We start from the raw sequence: 17,726 nt of genomic DNA on the forward strand, positions 1-17,726 counted from the left end.
GCGGTTCAGTCCCGGGCGAAGACGGTTCGCCCGCCGACCAGGGTGCGTTTCACGTCCGCCTTCATCGCGCGGCCGATGAACGGCGAATTCTTGGAGAGCGAGTAGATGCGGTCCGTCGTGAACGTATACGTCGCCTTCGGATCGAAAATCGTGATGTCGGCCAAGGCGCCTTTGGTCAGCGTGCCGTGGGGAAGATTGAACGCCTTGCACGGCGCGACGGTGAGCAGCTCGATCGCGCGCATCTCGCTGATGACGCCGGCCTCGACGAGTTCCCACGTCAGGGAAAACGCGGTCTCAAGGCCGATGATCCCGTTCGCGGCCTTCTCGAACTCGCAATCCTTGACGAGCTTTTCGTGCGGCGCGTGATCGGTCGCGATGGCGTCGATCGTGCCGTCGGCGAGCGCCTCTCGCACGGCCTCGCGGTCGTCCACGCCCCGCAGCGGCGGCGCCATCTTGAAATTCGTGTCGTATTCGCCCACGTCTTCGTCGATCAACATGAAGTGGTGCGGCGCGGCTTCGCAGGTGACCGGCACGCCGCGCGCTTTCGCCATTCGGACGATCTCGATCGCGCCCTTTGTCGAGATGTGCTGAATGTGCAGGCGCGCCCCCGTCAGGGCCGAGAGCACCACGTCGCGGGCGACCATCGTGTCTTCGGCCGCCGCGGGCACGCCCCGCAACCCGAGCCGCATGGAATGAAATCCCGAATTCATCGGCGCGTCGCCGGCCAGATGCTCGTCGATCGCGTGTACCGAGACCGGCACGCCGAAGGAGTTGGCATAGACGAGCGCGTTGCGCATCACGGCGGCGTTCATCACGCACCGTCCGTCGTCCGTGAACCCGATCACGCCGTGCTCGTAAAGCTCGCCCATCTCCGTGAGCGACTCGCCCGCCAGACCCTTGGTGACGGCCGCCATCGGGTAAACACGGGCGAGATCCGCCTCCTTCGCCTTGGCAAGGATGAGCGCGGTCACCGAGGAGTGGTCGTTGACGGGATTCGTGTTGGCCATGCTGCAGACCGACGTGAATCCGCCGGACACCGCGGCCATGCAGCCCGTGGCGATGGTTTCCTTCTGCTCGTATCCCGGCTCGCGCAGGTGGACATGAAGATCGACGAAACCGGGCGTCGCGATGCAACCCTTCGCGTCGATGCGCTCCGCCACGTCGGCGACCTTTTCGCCCGGACGCACGAGATCGAGGATCCGTCCGTCCTCGATCAGGATGTCCCGCGGCTCGTCGAGCCCGGACGCCGGATCAATGACCCTCGACTTCGCGATCAGCGTCCTCATCGCCCGCCTTCCTTCCGGCCAGCAGATACAGAATCGCCATGCGAACCGCGACGCCGTTGCTGACCTGATCCAGAATCTTGCTGCGCGTGCTGTCCGCCACGTCGCTCGAAATCTCGACGCCCCGGTTCATCGGGCCGGGGTGCATGATGATCGCGTCGGGTTTTGCCCGCTCGAGACGCGCCTCGTTGAGGCCGTAGAAACGTGCATACTCCCGATTGCTGGGGAACAGCGCGCCGGTCTGCCGTTCGAGCTGGATCCGCAGCATCATGATGACGTCGGCATCGTGAATCGCCGCGTCCATGTCGTGGAAGACCTCGACGCCGAGCCGGTCGATTGCCGGCGGAATCATCGTCGCGGGGCCGCAGATGCGTACGTTCGCGCCCATCTTTTTCAGGCCGAGGATGTTGCTGCGCGCGACGCGCGAGTGCGAGATGTCGCCGACGATGGAGATGGTCAGCCCCTCGATGCGGCCCTTGGCCTCGCGAATCATCAGCATATCGAGAAGCGCCTGGCTCGGGTGCTCGTGCGCACCGTCGCCCGCGTTGACGACGCTGATGCCGACGCGCCGCGACAGCAGGTGCGGCGTACCCGCGTTGGGGTGACGCACGACGATCACCGCCGGGTGCATCGCCTCGATGTTGCGCACCGTGTCGAGCAGGGTCTCGCCCTTGCCCACGGAGCTCGAGCTCGGCGTGAAATTCACGGTGTCGGCCGAAAGTCGCTTCGCCGCGATCTCAAAGCTGGTGCGCGTGCGCGTCGATGGCTCATAAAACAGGTTCACGACGGTCTTGCCGCGCAGCGTCGGGACCTTTTTAATCTCGCGGCGGTTGATTTCCTTGAAGCTCTCCGCCGTGTCGAGAATCGTCTGAATCTCGTCCACCGACAGATCGGCCAGCCCCAGGACGTCCTTGCGTGTCCACATCATTGACCCCTGGCCCAACCCGGAACCACTTCGATCCGATCGCTCGTCGAGGGCATCGGGTCCAGCGTGACGCGCACCGCATCGTCGTGCACGGTATCGAGCCACAGACCGACGAAATCGGCCCGTATCGGCAGTTCCCGGTGCCCGCGATCCACCAGCACCGCCGCGCGCACCAGATCGGGTCGCCCGTACTCCATCAAGGCGTCGAGCGCCGCGCGGATCGTACGTCCCGTGAAGATGACCTTATCGATCAGGATCACGGTCTTTTTTTCGATGCCGAACTCGAGGCGCGTTTCACCGATCAGCGGTTGCGAGTTGATGGTCAGATCGTCGCGGTAGAGCGTGATGTCCAGAACGCCGAGCGGAATCTCGCGTTCGAGGATGGTCCGCAGGGCGAGATCCAACCGGCGTGCGAGGGGCAGACCGCTCTGGCCGACCGAAACCAGAACCAGATCGTCGATCTCGGGTGCGCCTTCGGCAATTTGATGGGCAATACGTTTGATGGTGGTGTCGACGCGTCTCGCGTCCATGACCAAACGGGCGGCGGTTTCGGCCATCGTTTCCCCGTCTTGCGCGGCCCGAGCGTGCGCGCCCGCCCTTCGCGGCCTCGTCGGCCAAAACGATTCGTGGTGCGCGTGGAACTCGTCCGGAAAGCGCTGTAGAGCGCGCGCGGACTATAGCAACGTGCCCCCCGGGGGTCAATCCGCGACGGGTCGTTTTTTTTTCGAGAAGGTCTGTTTTCCACCCGCGCAACGGCAAAGCGCCGCGGTCGAAACCGCGGCGCTTCGAGCGAAAACGCAGGAATATTCTAGAGTTTGGCGATCCCGAACTGGTAGCGCTTGGACCCCAGATAGGTCACGACGATCTCCACCTTGTCGCCGCCGATTTTGTACGACAGGTGGTTCGTCTTGTTCTTCTTCAGCTTCTTGATCTTCTTCACGTCGGAATCCGACAGATTCAGATTCCCCCACTGCGTCTTGATGGCCTTCGAGAGATCTTCCTTGTCGACGTTGACCGTCTGTCCGAACTTGCCCAGTTTGAGGCTCTTGACGTCGTCCAGGGTCTTGAGGCTCTTGGTCGAACACGCACCGAGGCCCGCGACGACGAATACGAAAAGAACGACCCAACAGATCTGACGGGGACCGAATCCATGAAGACGCATGACACCTCCTGAATCGAACGGTTCTCTACCCGAAGACACGGCATTCCAGGCACGGCCACTGGCAATATCGAGCCCTTATGCTAACCTATCGGCGCGCGGATGAAAAGAAATGAGCGCGACCGCGCAATCCGATCGGGTCGCCGAGTTGGGATCGGCTTTCCCGAACATCGAGGAGATGCGTCCAGCATGTCGACCGCGACGCCGAACGGCGCCGATCCAGTGAAGGAAGGGGTAAAGGCCGCGTTGCGTTCCGAGATCGCGCGCCGCCTTCGCGACAACGACCTCGAGATCCCGATGCTGCCGCACATCGCCACCCAGGCGATGACGCTGGCGCAGAACCCCAACACGGCCATCCGCGACGTCGCGACGCTCGTCGAGCAGGATCAGGTCATTTCGGCCAAGCTCATCAACATCGCCAACAGCCCGGTTTACCGGGGCCTGAACGAGATCACCAACCTCAATCGCGCGATCCTGACCATCGGCCTGCGTTCCGTCTCCGACCTGATCTTTTCGCTCTCGGTCGAATCGAAGGTCTTTCGCTCCCGCCACTTTCAGGAGCGGATGACCCGCCTCTGGGAACACTCCGTCGGTTGCGCGTTTCTCGCCCAGCAGATCGCCAAACGCGCGCGAAAAGACACGGAAAGCGCATTCCTGTTCGGCCTTCTGCACGATATCGGCAAGACGCTCGTGATCGACACGGTCTCCCTGATGATCAAGCGCAAGCCGGAGGTCGCCAAGGCGATCACCGACGAATTGCTGGACGAATTGCTCGCGGAATATCACGGACCCGTCGGCGGGCTCATGGGCCGGCAGTGGCGCTTTCCGGACCGATTGCTCGCGGCGATCGTGTTTCATCACGATCCCGATGCGGCGCAGTCCGCGCGTGAGTCCGCGCTACTCACCGCATCGGCCAATCTGCTGTGCCATCAGTTCGGAATCGGTGTGCCCATCGAGACGGTCGATCTGACCACCCACCCGTGGATCGCGGCTCTGGGACTTTCCGCCGAGGATGTCGCTTCGATGGAAGCGGAACTACCCAGCGCCGCCGTATTGTTCATCAGTTCCTTCGTCTAGTGGAGTCGCTTCCCATGCAAAAGCAGGCTGGCGCGTGTATGCGCGTTTCGATTCGGATCTCCTTCATCATCTTTTTCGTGGCGATGGCGGCGGCGTTCACAGCCTGCTCGGAAAAGTCGGCTCCTTCGGAAGCGGAACCGGCTGTCGCCACTCCGTCGCCGGCCAAGGCAGATGAGTTTGTCGACCCCGACGAGGCCGTGAGCAAGTGCATGGACGCCTTCGAGCATCTGTTCGGACCGCAGGGCTGCGTACCGGGGTTGGTGCCAACCGAGCGGGCGCAGGTCGCCTGCGAGGGCTACGCCGCTTGGGCCGAGCGGGGCGAAACCTGCGGGTCCGGCGCGCTCGGCGGGTTCTATGCGTGCCTGAATGCGATCGGGTGCGACAAGCTCGAAAAGGACGAAGACACCGAGCTTGCGGAGTATCCGCTCGAATACGACAAGTGCACCGAGCAGTTTGCCCGCGACATGAACGAATGCATCGACGAGCGCGGGGAAAAGACCAAGTAGCTTACGGAATCAGGGCGAAAACGGACCGTCGATCTCCGGTCTCAGTTCGTCCTCCACGCGGCGCAGCATCTCTGTGGCCTGGGCCGTGTACTCCTCTTCGCCCTCGCGGTCCCTCGCGTGCTCGAGATACGCGTTCCACGCCTCCCTCGCCTCGGGAAGCCGGTCGAGATTGAAGTTCGCCGCGCCGAGATTGAACCACGCGCGAAGGTGATCGGCATCGAGCCGGACGGCTTCACGGTAGCGCTCCGCCGCCAGCGAATTTCTGCCGAGCCGAGCCTCGGCCACGCCGAGCAGAAACTGCAATTCGGCATCGCCGGGAAAACGACGCACAAGTTCTTTGAGACGACCGACGGCATCTTCGAACTCGCCGCGTTCGATTTCGCTTCGAGCCGACTCCAGTTCCCCTCCCAGATATTCGCCGTGCGCGTCGCGGATGCGCGTGACCTCGGCCAGCGCCGCCCGAACGGGTTCCCATAGCGGGTGCGTTTCCGGATTTTCCGGGTTCGACTCGCGGATCAACGACTCGGTCTTGCGAAACCAATAGAGAGCGTCCACCGGGCGGGCCAGTTTTTCGTCGTAGATCTGGGCGATTCGATACGCCGTCACCGGACTGCCGACCCCCTTGGGGTGCGTCAGTTGGGCTTTCAAATGAAAGACGAGCTCGGCCCAGTCTTTCTCCCGCTCGGCCAGTTTCGCGCCGTCGCGAAGACTCTCCCATTCACCATCGCCGGGATCGGGCTCGCGTCCACGACCGAAGAACCCGTCGATCGCTTTCCCCTGGAGCCGCAGCACCAACGCGACGCAGGCGAACGCGACGAACGTGACCGTCGCACCGACCGCGAAGCTCGCGAGCCAGCTCCATTCCGTTCGAAGACGGATCAGACACGAAGACAGGACGATACCGAATCCGGCCGCCGCGCCCATGAAAATCCGAACGGTCGACTCGAACTCGTCGGTATCGGCGCGCTTTTTCGCCATGTCGGATTCTAGGCGCGGGGGCTTTGGGAGATCAATCGCGGAATGGTGAGACGGGGCGGAAAAGAATCACCGGGCGGGAGTGGCCATAGAAGAGAGAGACGAAAGAAGACCCGTTCGCGGCAACGGTTCTGTGCTTGTCCTCCCGCCCGGCGAAAGTGGAATGGATATCGAGCTTTGCCCCTCGTTCGAGAAAACTTCTCGGTCGAATCTTCGGTCTGATCTGTCGGTTCTTGGCGCTTTCGCGCATGAGCCCTTTCTTCTTACCACACCCGACCCGTCAAGAAAAGGCTTTTTCCACCTGGCTGCCGTATTCCTGACGAATTCCCCGCGATCACGGTTTGATTTCCCTTTGCGTCAAGGCCGGAGAAGGCCCGAATACGAAACCGCCTCCAACGTCACGGGGTTCTTCAGCATTTTGTCGGTAATCACCCAGATCGCCGTGCGATCGCCGTGTTCCGTGGCGTTGGTCTTCTCGATCTTCGCGGGCATCGTCGCTTTGACCGTCAGGATACGCCGCGAGCGCTCGCCTTCGGCCGATCGATCGGCGTACACCGACGCCGGCAGGTTCATCCGAAACACGTCGATCGCGCCGTCGCGGCCCATGAAGACGAGGTTGTTCGGCATCTTCTTGAAGTTCACGGGTTTTTTCGTGGCGAATTCGAAGCGCACTCGGCCTTCCGGCGTGCGGACCGACTCCATCGTCATGTCGGCCGCGGCGTTCGGGAAACACGCCAGCAGGATCGGCAAGTAGGTTTGGAGGGCTTCGCCGGATTCCAGCGTCGAGTCGATGCGCACACGGACATCCGCCTCGTGCCGGGAAACCTGCGTGAACTCAACGCTGAGCTGCGCGAGCGTCGGCAGGACGCGCAGCACCTCCGCGACTTCCCCGGGATCGGGAGCGGGGCCCAACGTCACGTCCTTCGGCGCGAGACTTTCGGGGCTCTCGCCGCATTCGACGCGGCTCTTCACACGCGCCGTCAAGCCGTTGTGGATGACATCGAGCAGCGTCGTTTCGTAAATGGCGAAACCATCGACGTCCGTGAGGCTCGCGTTGTGCGTGGTGGTGATGCCCGGCACCGTCAGACGCAGCCGAAAACGACCGGAGAGCAGGCGCTCGATGAGCAGCCTTCGCGTGTCCTCACCGAGTTCTCCCAGGGCGGAGTCATCGAGACGCACCACTTTTTCGGGATCGCGCTTCGCGCCGACGAACTCGGTGAAGAATTCGCCGCACAGTCCGGTCGGAGCCTTCATGTTGAGGGTGGACGACGAAACGACATACGGGAGCGCCTGCACCGCTTCCGACGCCCAGAAGCGGTTGAGGGCGTCGAGCCGGTCGAAGACCAGTCGATAACGCAGCACCATCTTGCCCGCTTCCTCGTAAACGCTTTCGTCGAGGGGATCGAGGCCGTCGATGCCGGTGGCGGCCGCACGCAATTGCGCCAGCGCCGACGCGATCTCGTCTTCGAGCCCGCTACCGGCGAATTCCGTCGCGATGCGCGCGTCGCGTTTGTCGATGCGCACCCACGAGGTCACGATCCCGGACCCGTCCGAGAGCAAACGGATCTCCGTTTCGAGATCGAAGCAACCGACGGCTGCGACGGCGAGCGCCGCCACGCACACAATCCGCGCGATTCGAAATGCTGTGGTCATGCGGCGATGATAGGGGACGGTCGACGCACGATCAACGCGAACACGCCTTTACGGTTTTAAGTCGATGATTACGAATCGTAGGCGGCAACGCGGCGAGCGGATCGAAATCCCACGAAAAACCGGTTATTTTTAGTTGGCACGTCGTTTGCGAGCTTACGACATCGACGACGGCCGTGGTTCCCAAGGACCGCGACCCCCGAAGTCATGACACCCTGTTCCCGATCTCGGACCTCCGCGGGACAAGGGCGCCACGGTCGCCGTCAGGAATTCCGGAACGCCACACCCCGTTGCGCACGGAATTTCCGACAACGGGGACGCCTGTCAAACGGCGTCCCTTTCGTTTTCGCCCCACGACTATCTGATCTTCATCCCATATGCTCGCAGAATTCTCCGTGCCACCATGTCGATATGAACTTCGTCCGCGCCGTCGTAAATGCGCGCCGCGCGCTCGTGTGAAAACCAGAACGCGAGCGGGGTCTCATCCGTCATCCCGAGCCCGCCGAGGCCCTGTATCGCCCGGTCGAGCACACGCTGGAGCGTCCGCGCCACGGTGAACTTGATGAGGGAAATCTCCTCGCGCGCGCCGTACGTGCCCTCACGCTCGATCTTCCATGCCGCGTGCAGCACCATCAAGCGCGCCGAGTTGATCTCGGCTCGACTCTCGGCGATCCACTGTTGCACCATCTGCCGCGTACCGAGAGGCTTGCCGGGCGCGAGTTCGCGCGTCGCGGCGTGGCGACACAAAATGTCGAGCGCGCGTTCGCAGATGCCGATCCATCGCATGCAGTGGTGGATGCGCCCCGGGCCGAGCCGCTGCTGCGCGATCACGAATCCCATGCCTTCCGAGCCAAGAATGTTCGCCAGCGGAACACGCGCGCCCTGATAGCTGATCTCGGCGTGGCTCGCCCAGTCGCTGCCCCGCTCACCCATGATCGAGAGGTTGCCGACCAGTTCGAACCCGGGCGTGTCGGTCGGCACGAGGATCATGCTCGCGCGGCCATACGTCTCGGCGTCGGGGTTCGTCACCGCCATGCACACTGCAAACGCCGCCCCGTCGGCCGCCGTGGCGAACCACTTGTGCCCGCGGATCACCCAGTCTTCGCCGTCCTTGATCGCGGTCGTTCCCATCCAGACCGGATTGGATCCCGCGAACTCGGGTTCCGTCATCGTGAAGCAGCTTCGGATCTCGCCGCGAATGAGCGGGAAGAGAAAACGCTCCTTCTGCTCGGGTGTACCGTGCTCGATCAGGATCTCCATGGTCCCGACGTCCGGCGCCTGGCAGTTGAAAATGTAGTGCCCCAGCGGGCTGCGGCCCAGCTCCTCGCTCATGTGCGCGAACTCGACGAGCGACAGTCCGCCGCCGCCCAGCTCCGCGGGGATGAATGCGGCCCACAGACCCGTTTGCTTCGCCTTTTCCCGCGCGGCGGCCAGCGAGGGCAGCGACTCGCGGAACCCGTGAAAGCGAACCGCGCCTTCGAGGGGATACACCTCGTTCGTCATGAACTCGCGCAGCATCTCTCGCATCGCGGCGACTTTTGGCGCTTCCGAAAAATCCATGGTTACACTCCCGGCAATTATCGATAGGTCACGAATTCGCGACCGCGCGTCTCCAGATGCGCGTGCTCGTTGAGCGAGACGACCGCCGGGCCGCTTCGCCCGGTCACGATCTTGGTGACGCCCGCGTTGACGAAACGCCACTGCAACGAAAAAACGCGACCGGAGTCCACGCCCAACAAATGGGCGGCCAGCACCGCGATCGGGCCGCCCGAGGTGAAAACGAGCGCCGTGCCGGACTTGGAAATTGCACCGGCCAGTTCTTCGAATCCGGCGAGTACGCGTGCGCGAAATCGCGGCCAGGGCTCGGTGTAGTCGCTGTCGTGTTCGCCGTCCGCCCACCGCGCGGTCGCCCGGGAGAAGAACTCCTGAAAATGGCGCAGCGGATCGGCGACCGCCGCCAGGTCCTTCGCGATCTCGCGCTCGTCGGCGTAACGCGGCTCGTAGCGCGCGATCACCTCTTTGTGATCGTACTCGTCGAACGCGGGTGACTCGATCGGTTCCGGGGTCGCGCCGAACGCCGCCAGGCTCCCGTCCATCGTCTCGCGGTGGCGGCGCATGGTTCCCACCACAACCTTTTCAATCTCGCCGACGCGCGGCGCCAGCGCCGCACCGAGCAGCTTGGCCTGCGTGTGGCCGAGATCGGAGAGCCGGTCGTAATCGCCATCGCCGAACGACGCCTGCCCGTGCCGAATCAGGTAGATCACGCTCATGCGACGCCGCTCTTTCGAATGGCCGTCCGGCAACGCCAGTGCAGGTAATGCGCGACGAGCCAGAACCGCCGAAATGCGGGATTGCGCGTCTGCCGATGATGGAAGCGGTAGTAGATCTGCTGAATGATGACGGCGAGCCGGAACGCCCCGCAGACTTCGTAAAACGCCCAATTGTCCGGACGGATGCCCATTCGCGTGCAATAGCGCTCAACGACTTCGCGGCGCGTCATCATGCCGGGCAGGTGCGTCGGTTGGCGACGCAACGCGCGACCGATCGGGTCGTCGTCGGCCTGCACCCAATAGGCCATGCTGTTGCCGAGATCCATCAGGCCGTCACCGATCGTCGCCATCTCCCAGTCGAGCACGCCGATCACCCGCGTGGGGTCAGTCCGGTCGAGCACCACGTTGTCGAAACGAAAGTCGTTGTGGATCACGCGGTGCGGGCCGTCGTCTGGCCCGTTTTTCGCGAGCCATGACATCACCGACTCGAATTTCGGGACGTTCCACGTCCGCGCGCGGCGATAGCGATCGCTCCAGCCTTCGACCTGACGGCGCACGTATCCCGGGCCGCGATCCATTGCGTCGAGTCCCACGTCCGCCGGATCGATCGAATGCAGCTCGACCAGGGTGTCCACGACGCGTTCGCACAGCGCGCGCGTCCGCGCCGGGTCGAGATCGAATCCCAGGCTCGCGCGCGGAATGAGCCCGTCGATGCGGCGCATCACGTAGAACTCGCTGCCGATCACCGAGGCGTCGTCGCAGTGCGCGATCATCTCGGGCACATAGGGGAAAACGGGGCGCAGCGCGTTCTGCACGCGGTACTCGCGCGACATGTCGTGCGCCGACTTCGCCTTGGTGCCGGCGGGCGGGCGACGCAGTACGAGATCGTCGCGGTCGTATTCCAGCCGGTAGGTCCAGTTCGACGCTCCGCCGGAAAACTGCGTGACGCGGGGCATACCCGAAAGCGACGGCACGCGCGCCTTGAGCCACGCGTCGAGCGCGGCGACGTCGAACTCCTCGCCCGCGCGCACCGTGCCGACGCGGTCCGAAGGCGGCGCACCCGCCGAACTCACCGACCCCGATTTGTCGGATTTCCCCGTCACGAAAGTCGCCCCTCTTCCGTCTGCGACGCTACGGATTTCACGCCCGCTTGTCCAATCCGAAGCCCGACATTGTTCGCCGCTCGAATTTTCGGTAGGGTCAGTTATCTTAGCTTCGTCCTCGTGACCGCTTTTCGAAGTTCGTCGTTTGGGAGGCCCGACATGCGCCCGCGCCGTATCGTCCTTCTCTCCGCCGCGTTCCTCGTCCTCGCCGCCGGCCCCGCGACCGCTCTCTCCATCACGGCGCAGAGCCATCGCATCGGCCGATACCAGAATTTCACTTACGAGCCGATGCGCATCGTCTTTGACGCAAGCCTCGATACCGGAACGGTGAACGCCTTGACGGTTTTCGTCGAATACGCCGAGGACGACTCGGTCACGGTACCGCTCTCCTTCTCTTTCGATACCACGAATGTTTCGAACGACACGCTCGTGATCGATCCGGCGACCGCGAACGGTCGGTGGCCGTTCGCGCGGCGGCTGCGTCTTCAGATGACGAGCGCGGTGGAGAGCACGGGCGATTCGCCGTTCGACGGCAGCTATCCTTTTGACGATGTGTTCGCCGCGAACATCCCCAATGACATGGATATTCTGCAGGCATGGGATCCCGGCGATCCCTTCAACTTCGTCGACGCATTCGCCAACGCGAACGTGCTTGTGGGTTACAACCCGGTGGACCCCGAGAACACCGATCCGGCCCGCACGGAGAAGATTCCCGGCATGTCTGCGACCGAGGCGTGGAAGGTGACGGGCGGGCAGCCGCAGATCATCATCGCCGTGGTGGACGACGGAATCGAGAAGTACCACTACGACGAACTCGAGGAAAACTACTTCATCCACCGCGGAGAACTGCCCGAGCCGACCGTGTCGGGCACGCCGTGTTTCCCGGACGCCTATGACTGCAACGGCGACGGCAAGTTCAACGTGCGTGACTACGACGACGACCCCGCGTTCGCCGGGCTCGGCCATGCGGTGACGATTCCGGATCTCTTCGCCACGTTCGAGGACAGCGTGGACAACGACGGCAACGGTTTCGTGGACGACATCAGCGGGTGGGACTTTTTCCGCGACGCCAACGAAGCGCTGGGCGTGGTCGATTTCCCGGAGGGCGGCCACGGCGAGGACCGCGCGCGCGACGCGGTCGGCATCGGCGACAACGGCGAGGACGACAAACCCGGATTCTGCCCCTACTGCACGATGTTGCCCGTGCGCATCTCCGACTCGGTCATGACCGAGGCGAACATGCTGGCGGCGGGGGTCGTTTACGCGCATGAGATGGGTGCGCAGGTCGCCGTGTTCGCCAGCGAATCGCTCAATCAATCCGGCGAGATCAACCGACTCTTCACCGAGATTTCCGAGGCGGGCACGACCCTGATCGGCGTCGCCAGCGACGAGGACAGCTACCACCACGCCTACCCCGGCGCGTTCGACGACATTCTCAACGTCAAGGCGATCCTGCCGATTCCGCCGATTGAATTTCTCGATTTCCTGCCGATGCAGATCTTCGGCTTCACCGAGTCGTACTGCACGATGTGGGGCGAGCACGTCCACGTCGCGGGCAGCTCGGGCGCGTGCTCGTCCGAAGCCGCGGGCAACGTGGCGGGGCTCGTCGGGCTCATCTACTCGAGAGCGCTCGAACTTGGACTGTCCGTTTCGGCCAATGAGGTGAAACAGATCGTGACGATGAGCGCCGACGACATCGCGCGCTTCTGCCTCACGTGGACCGGCGGCGGTTGCCAGCCGGGATGGGACGCGCACTTCGGATACGGGCGACCCAACGCGCGCGCCGCGCTCGACATGCTGGGCGATGCGGAGCTCGGCGTGCCGCAGCATATTCCGGCAGAGGTGAAATTCCGCGCCCCCGCGTGGTACACCGTGGCCGACCCCGAGGAGACACCGACGATCGACGTGGACGCGTACATGTTCGCGCGCGACCGCGAATTCGACTGGCAGTTGCAGGTCGCCGTGGGCAAGGAGCCGCTGGACGGCGCGTTCGAAACCGTGGCCTCGGGTTCGGGGCAGGATGCGATTGACGGCCCGATCGCGTCGGTCGACATCTCCGCGCTGCTCGATCCCGCCACATACGAGAGCTCGCCGGAAACCTCGTTCGACTTCACGGTCACGCTGCGCCTGCGCGCGAGCTACAACCAACCCGGTATCGGCGTGGTTCGCGGCGAGGACCGGCGCACGCTGGCGATCCACCGCGACCAGGACGACGCGCACGGGCTACTGCCCGGGTTCCCGATGGACCTCGACGCGTCGGGGCGTTCGTCGGTGACATTCTATGACCTCGACGGCGACACGGACGGGCGACTGGAAATGATCGTCGCGGCGAGCGGATCGCAGAGCGTCATGGTGTTCAAGCAAAACCTCGCGACCGATGCGTGGGAGATGATGGACGGCTTTCCCATCGACATCATGGAGTACAATGGACTCGATTTCCCGAGCGACGTGACGCTCAGCACGCCCGCCGTGGCGGACCTGTTCGGCGACGGCGAGCCCGCGATCGTGATCGCAACTTACGCGGGCGCGGTGCTGGCAATCCATCGCAACGGCAAGGCGCACCTCGACGAGGGCGGCGATCCCGCGCCGCTGCTGCCGGGCTTCCCGGTCTGGGCGAACGAGCCCGACAACGCGACGACCGATGATTTCGGTCACGGACGCGTCTTCAATACGTCTCCGGTGCTCGCCGATCTGGACAACGATGGCATGCTCGAAATCGTCGCGGGCAGCTACGACGGTCGCGTGTACGCGTGGAAGCCCGTCGATGCCGACGAAGACGGCCGCGCCGATCCGATGCCCGGTTTCCCCGTGTTGCTCAAGTCCGATCCCGGCGCGGTGCGCCCGGCGGCGGAGTGCGTGCGCGAGGATTCGGTTTTCGATCCGCAGATCATCACCACGCCCGCCGTCGGCATCTTCGATCCGGACTCCGCGAACGAGGACATCGCCGAGTATCCGTCGATCCTCGTCGGCACATCGGAGGTCTGCGAAGACGGCCTGATCGGTCTGAAGGGAACACGCTTCTACGCGGTCTTTCATGATGGGTACGAAAACGCGTCGGGCTCGCCCTTCCTGCCCGGCTTCCCCGTACCGATTCTCGGTCCGGTCAGCGATCTGCTGCCGCTACCGCCGGTCACCATCGGCATCACCTCGAGCCCGGCCGTGGCGCGCCACGACGGAAAGACGTGGATCGGCGTCGGCTCGGCGATCTGGTTCCCGCAAATGCTCGAATGGGACAACGGCGACATCGAGGTGCATACGCTCTCGGCGTCGGGCTTCAACGCCCTCGCGCACGGCGCGTTCGGGCGCATGGACGGCGACGACGTGCCCGAGTACGTCCTACCGCTCTCCAGCGTCTTCGACATCATCGACGGGTGGATTTCGCTGTTGCGCCCCGTGCTCGCGGCGTGGTCGCTCTCCGACATCGGTGGTCAGGTCTTCGAGAGCGAACAGCGCGACAGCAACTGGTACGTGAACCCCGTCATCGCGGACATCTCCGGCGACGGGCGCGCCGAGGCGATTTCCGGCACCGGCGGCTTCACCGTGGACGCGGTGGATTTCGACGGCGCGCAGCCGCCCACATGGCCGAAGTTCACGAACCAGTGGTCGGCCTCGTCGCCGTCGATCGGCGACACGGATCTCGACGGAAAACTGGAGGTGTACCAGTACACGCTCGAAGGGTGGCTGTGGGGTTGGAAGTCGGCCGGAGACGCGTGCGCCGAAACGGGCATCGCGTCGGATTGGTGGTCATTCCATCACGACGAACGCAACACCGGTTTCTGGAATGTCGACACGCTGCCGCCAAGCGTCGCCACCAACATCGAGGTCGAGGAAACCGATAGCGGATATCGTCTCTCGTTCACCGCACCCGGCGACGACTGGATGTGCGGCACAGCCGCCGAGTACGACATACGTGTGGCGACGAGCCAGGAGGACCTTGAGGGCGTCGAGGCGTTCACGCAGGCGACTGCCGTGCCGGGAATCCCATCACCCGCTCCGGGCGGAACGACGGTCCAGATCGAATTCGATTCGGACGAGCCCGAGTTTTGGTTCGCGATTCGCAGCGTCGATGAACTTGGTCATCATTCGCTGATCAGCGTTCCTCAAACCGTGAACACGAACCCGACCGATGACGACACGGGCGACGACGACTCCACCGGCGACGATGACGCGGGCGACGACGATACCGCGCCCAACGGCGGCGATGACGATGACGACGATGATGGCTGCGGTTGCTGACGGGGTTGGCTTCGGACGGTGCGCGCGTCGAAGGTCCCGACGCGTGCTCCTGATCGCGCTGGCATTGGTCTCGCTTGCGCTCGGGGGCTGTGCGTCGGATGACGATGATGATTCCGACGCCGAAACTCCGTCCGACGACGATACGGCGGACGATGATTCGTCGTCGGACGACGACGTGGACGACGACGATACCGCGCCGCCCTACCCCGAAACGTGTGCGGACGGCCCGGAACTCACCTTCGATCTGACCGCGTCGCCGAACGTCGCGCCCTACCCCAGCGACTTCTATGTCGCCGCCGATCCCGCGTCGCCGAGCGGCGTGCGCCTGCGACTCGATGCGACGACGCCGCTGCCCGTCGGCAAGATCGCGCGCGCGAATCTGTTGGGATTTCTCGTGCGTGCGTATGAACAAGCGACCGGATACTCGCCGCTCGCCGATGCGTACCTTCCCGTCGGCGAGGAGCCCGACGCCACGACGCTGCCCGACGAAATCGACCCATCGACCGACGACGCCGTCTTCTTGATGGTGGACGATTCGACGAGCGAGTACGACGGCGAACTCGCCCCGATCCGCGTCGAGTGGCGCGCGCCGGATCTGCGCATCACGCCGTGGCGGCCGCTGCGCGAACGCACTCGTTACGCGCTCGTCGCGACCCGTGCGCTCACGACCGGCGGCGAGTGTTACCGCGCCTCCGCGAGCATGCGCGCCGCGTGGTCGGTCCTGAACGGCAAGAGCGAGGACGGCGCGGGCGAGCAGTTCGCCGACACGCTCGGTCGGCTCGCCGAACACGGCATCCCGCCGGAGGACGTGCTTTCGTTCTCCTCATTCACGACGATGCACGCCACACGCGATCTGGAAGCCGCCGCACGCGTGCTGGCCGAATACGCCGAAGATCATCCGCCCGCTTTTTCCGATTGGGAGATCGTCGAAGACGACGCTCCGGAGATCTGGGCGACCGCGCACGCGACGGTGGACGTGCCGATCTTTCAGGGCGCCGACGGCGCGTGGACCTACGACGCGAACGGCGTTCCCGCGATCGATCACCTCGAGCCCGTTCGTGTGTTTTTCGTACTTCCCGCGCCGGGCGCGCACCCGGACGGCGCTCTGTGGCCAATGCTGTTTTTCGAGCACGGCATCTTCAACGACAAACACGAGATGCGCGCGCCCTTCACCACGCAGGCCGCGCAAACCGGTTTCGCGATCGCGGCGTCGGACGGCGTGTGTCACGGCGACCGGCTGCCGCCCGGCATGGGCGAAGTCGGCCAGTTCCTGTGCTTCTTCAACCTGCTGCGTCCCGATGTCATCCGCGACAATTTCCGTGAGACGGTGACGGATACCCTGTGGATTGCGCGGGCATTGCGTACGCTGGGCGACACCGATCTCGACGAAGACGAGACGCCGGATTTCGACACGACGCACATCACCAATATGGGTATGTCGTTCGGTTCCATCGTCGCGGGGTCCGTGTTGGCGCTAGATCCCGAACTCGACGCAAACGTACTCGCCGCGTCGGGGGCCAAGTTCGCGTCGATCATCTTGGAGGGCGAGGCCGCGCCGTATTTCGAGGCGATTCGCGCGATCGAAGGACTTGTCGCCCCGGGCGAACCGGTGACCGACTTTCTCCATCTCGTCATGCACGTGATGCAGACGATTCTCGATCCCGCGGATGGGGCGAACTTCGCACGGCGCGCGATGGACGATCCTCTGGACGTGATGGGCGGGATCGTGCCGACCGTTCTCCAGCAGGGCAGCGCGTACGATGAGACGATCGGCGGGCCGCCCGGCGGCTGGCTGTGCCGCTCCGGCGGATGGCCGCAGCTTGAACCCTTCGTGTGGGATGTCGGCGCGACGCACGCATCCGCCCCGTACGAGGGCTCGGCGTTCTACCAGTTCGACACCGAGGAGCACACGCTCATCTTTGACGACGACGCGCTCGGCGCTGCGGCCCGCGATCAGATCCTGCATTTTCTGCGGACGAATCTCGACACCGGCACGGGCGAGATCATCGATCCCCTCGCGCCGTGACGCGGCCGATCAGGGGATGATGGCCGACGAGCGCTTGATCGCCTCGATCAGCGGTGACCACCAGATGCCGAGCACGAGCGTGGGGATCGCGAGCGAAACGAGCATCGCGCCGTGCGCAAAGGTGAGCGGGCGCGGCGGCTCGACCCCGGGCAGCGACTCGAAATACATCGCCTTGAGCACGCGGGCGTAGGCGTAAAGCGAAACCGCCGTGTTCAGCACGCCGATGATGGCGAGCGCGTAGAAAAACGGCGTGCCCGCGTGCAGGACCGAGGCGAACAGGTAGAATTTGCCGATGAATCCGCCGAAGGGCGGCACACCCGTCAGTGAAAACAGGAAGATGGCGAGCATCACGGCGAGGAGCGGGCTGCGTGCGCCGAGTCCCTTGTACGCGCCGATGGTCTCGTATCCCGTCACATGCCGGACCGCGAGCACCGCGCCGAACGCGCCGAGGTTCATCGCGAGATAGATCGCGAGATAGAGCATCACCGCGCGGATCGACTCGGGCGACGCGACCGC

The 17,726-nt window shown here is 64.2% G+C and carries 14 protein-coding genes; 4 read left to right on the forward strand and 10 right to left on the reverse strand.

Translation table 11 applies throughout. From position 1 onward, the window contains the following. Positions 1-5 precede the first annotated feature (5 nt). The 4 genes from IT350_04965 to IT350_04980 all read right to left on the reverse strand — a co-directional run bounded on the left by IT350_04965 (position 6) and on the right by IT350_04980 (position 3,370). Positions 6-1,286 (reverse strand): dihydroorotase, encoded by a 1,281-nt coding sequence (locus IT350_04965; protein ID MCC6157382.1) that lies wholly within the window; start codon positions 1,284-1,286, stop codon positions 6-8. After that, positions 1,252-2,211, reverse strand: a complete 960-nt coding sequence (locus IT350_04970) for an aspartate carbamoyltransferase catalytic subunit (GenBank protein MCC6157383.1) — start codon at positions 2,209-2,211, stop codon at positions 1,252-1,254. Before IT350_04970 ends, IT350_04965 begins: the two co-directional genes overlap by 35 nt. Next, entirely contained in the window at positions 2,208-2,738 is a 531-nt protein-coding gene (pyrR, locus tag IT350_04975; protein MCC6157384.1) for a bifunctional pyr operon transcriptional regulator/uracil phosphoribosyltransferase PyrR, read from the reverse strand. The genes IT350_04970 and pyrR overlap by 4 nt, the downstream gene beginning before the upstream one ends. Positions 2,739-3,016: 278 nt before the next feature. Further along, positions 3,017-3,370: a hypothetical protein gene (locus IT350_04980; GenBank protein ID MCC6157385.1), complete on the reverse strand. Its 354-nt coding sequence runs from the start codon at positions 3,368-3,370 to the stop codon at positions 3,017-3,019. Between the two features lie 186 nt (positions 3,371-3,556). Between IT350_04980 and IT350_04985 the strand changes: the two genes are divergently transcribed. Together IT350_04985 and IT350_04990 are read left to right on the forward strand one after the other, a co-directional pair. Then, positions 3,557-4,444, forward strand: coding sequence for an HDOD domain-containing protein (locus IT350_04985; protein ID MCC6157386.1), 888 nt, complete (start codon positions 3,557-3,559; stop codon positions 4,442-4,444). A gap of 14 nt (positions 4,445-4,458) precedes the next feature. After that, on the forward strand, positions 4,459-4,950 hold the full coding sequence (locus IT350_04990; protein MCC6157387.1) for a hypothetical protein: 492 nt from the start codon (positions 4,459-4,461) through the stop codon (positions 4,948-4,950). 9 nt (positions 4,951-4,959) lie between these two features. On the opposite strand, the gene IT350_04995 is transcribed toward IT350_04990, so the two are convergent. The 5 genes from IT350_04995 to IT350_05015 all read right to left on the reverse strand — a co-directional run bounded on the left by IT350_04995 (position 4,960) and on the right by IT350_05015 (position 11,200). Continuing rightward, complete coding sequence (locus tag IT350_04995; protein ID MCC6157388.1) at positions 4,960-5,928, reverse strand: tetratricopeptide repeat protein; 969 nt, start codon at positions 5,926-5,928, stop codon at positions 4,960-4,962. Between the two features lie 354 nt (positions 5,929-6,282). Then, a complete protein-coding gene (locus IT350_05000; protein ID MCC6157389.1) occupies positions 6,283-7,542 on the reverse strand; it encodes a hypothetical protein in 1,260 nt (419 codons plus the stop codon). Between the two features lie 390 nt (positions 7,543-7,932). Next, entirely contained in the window at positions 7,933-9,135 is a 1,203-nt protein-coding gene (locus IT350_05005) for an acyl-CoA dehydrogenase family protein (GenBank protein ID MCC6157390.1), read from the reverse strand. Between the two features lie 17 nt (positions 9,136-9,152). After that, on the reverse strand, positions 9,153-9,845 hold the full coding sequence (locus IT350_05010) for a histidine phosphatase family protein (GenBank protein ID MCC6157391.1): 693 nt from the start codon (positions 9,843-9,845) through the stop codon (positions 9,153-9,155). Beyond that, positions 9,842-11,200, reverse strand: coding sequence for a phosphotransferase family protein (locus tag IT350_05015; protein ID MCC6157392.1), 1,359 nt, complete (start codon positions 11,198-11,200; stop codon positions 9,842-9,844). Before IT350_05015 ends, IT350_05010 begins: the two co-directional genes overlap by 4 nt. On the opposite strand from IT350_05015, the gene IT350_05020 reads away from it, so the two are divergent. Together IT350_05020 and IT350_05025 are read left to right on the forward strand one after the other, a co-directional pair. Beyond that, positions 11,108-15,184 (forward strand): hypothetical protein, encoded by a 4,077-nt coding sequence (locus tag IT350_05020; protein MCC6157393.1) that lies wholly within the window; start codon positions 11,108-11,110, stop codon positions 15,182-15,184. The genes IT350_05015 and IT350_05020 overlap by 93 nt on opposite strands. 43 nt (positions 15,185-15,227) lie before the next feature. Continuing rightward, positions 15,228-17,210 (forward strand): hypothetical protein, encoded by a 1,983-nt coding sequence (locus IT350_05025; protein ID MCC6157394.1) that lies wholly within the window; start codon positions 15,228-15,230, stop codon positions 17,208-17,210. A gap of 9 nt (positions 17,211-17,219) precedes the next feature. Here the strand turns inward: IT350_05025 and IT350_05030 are convergent. Next, positions 17,220-17,726, reverse strand: a 507-nt coding sequence (locus tag IT350_05030; protein ID MCC6157395.1) for an NADH-quinone oxidoreductase subunit N, incomplete at its 5' end; no start/stop codon positions are given.

Source organism: Deltaproteobacteria bacterium, assembly GCA_020845895.1.
Taxonomy (GTDB): Bacteria; Lernaellota; Lernaellaia; order JACKCT01; family JACKCT01; genus JADLEX01.

Bases quoted from the DNA above. Each gene is read 5' to 3' on its own strand.
- IT350_04965 (MCC6157382.1), bottom strand. From the start codon at position 1,286: ATGAGGACGCTGATCGCGAAGTCGAGGGTCATTGATCCGGCGTCCGGG.
- IT350_04970 (MCC6157383.1), bottom strand. From the start codon at position 2,211: ATGATGTGGACACGCAAGGACGTCCTGGGGCTGGCCGATCTGTCGGTG.
- pyrR (MCC6157384.1), bottom strand. From the start codon at position 2,738: ATGGACGCGAGACGCGTCGACACCACCATCAAACGTATTGCCCATCAA.
- IT350_04980 (MCC6157385.1), bottom strand. From the start codon at position 3,370: ATGCGTCTTCATGGATTCGGTCCCCGTCAGATCTGTTGGGTCGTTCTT.
- IT350_04985 (MCC6157386.1), top strand. From the start codon at position 3,557: ATGTCGACCGCGACGCCGAACGGCGCCGATCCAGTGAAGGAAGGGGTA.
- IT350_04990 (MCC6157387.1), top strand. From the start codon at position 4,459: ATGCAAAAGCAGGCTGGCGCGTGTATGCGCGTTTCGATTCGGATCTCC.
- IT350_04995 (MCC6157388.1), bottom strand. From the start codon at position 5,928: ATGGCGAAAAAGCGCGCCGATACCGACGAGTTCGAGTCGACCGTTCGG.
- IT350_05005 (MCC6157390.1), bottom strand. From the start codon at position 9,135: ATGGATTTTTCGGAAGCGCCAAAAGTCGCCGCGATGCGAGAGATGCTG.
- IT350_05010 (MCC6157391.1), bottom strand. From the start codon at position 9,845: ATGAGCGTGATCTACCTGATTCGGCACGGGCAGGCGTCGTTCGGCGAT.
- IT350_05020 (MCC6157393.1), top strand. From the start codon at position 11,108: ATGCGCCCGCGCCGTATCGTCCTTCTCTCCGCCGCGTTCCTCGTCCTC.
- IT350_05015 (MCC6157392.1), bottom strand. From the start codon at position 11,200: ATGGCTCTGCGCCGTGATGGAGAGAGCGGTCGCGGGGCCGGCGGCGAG.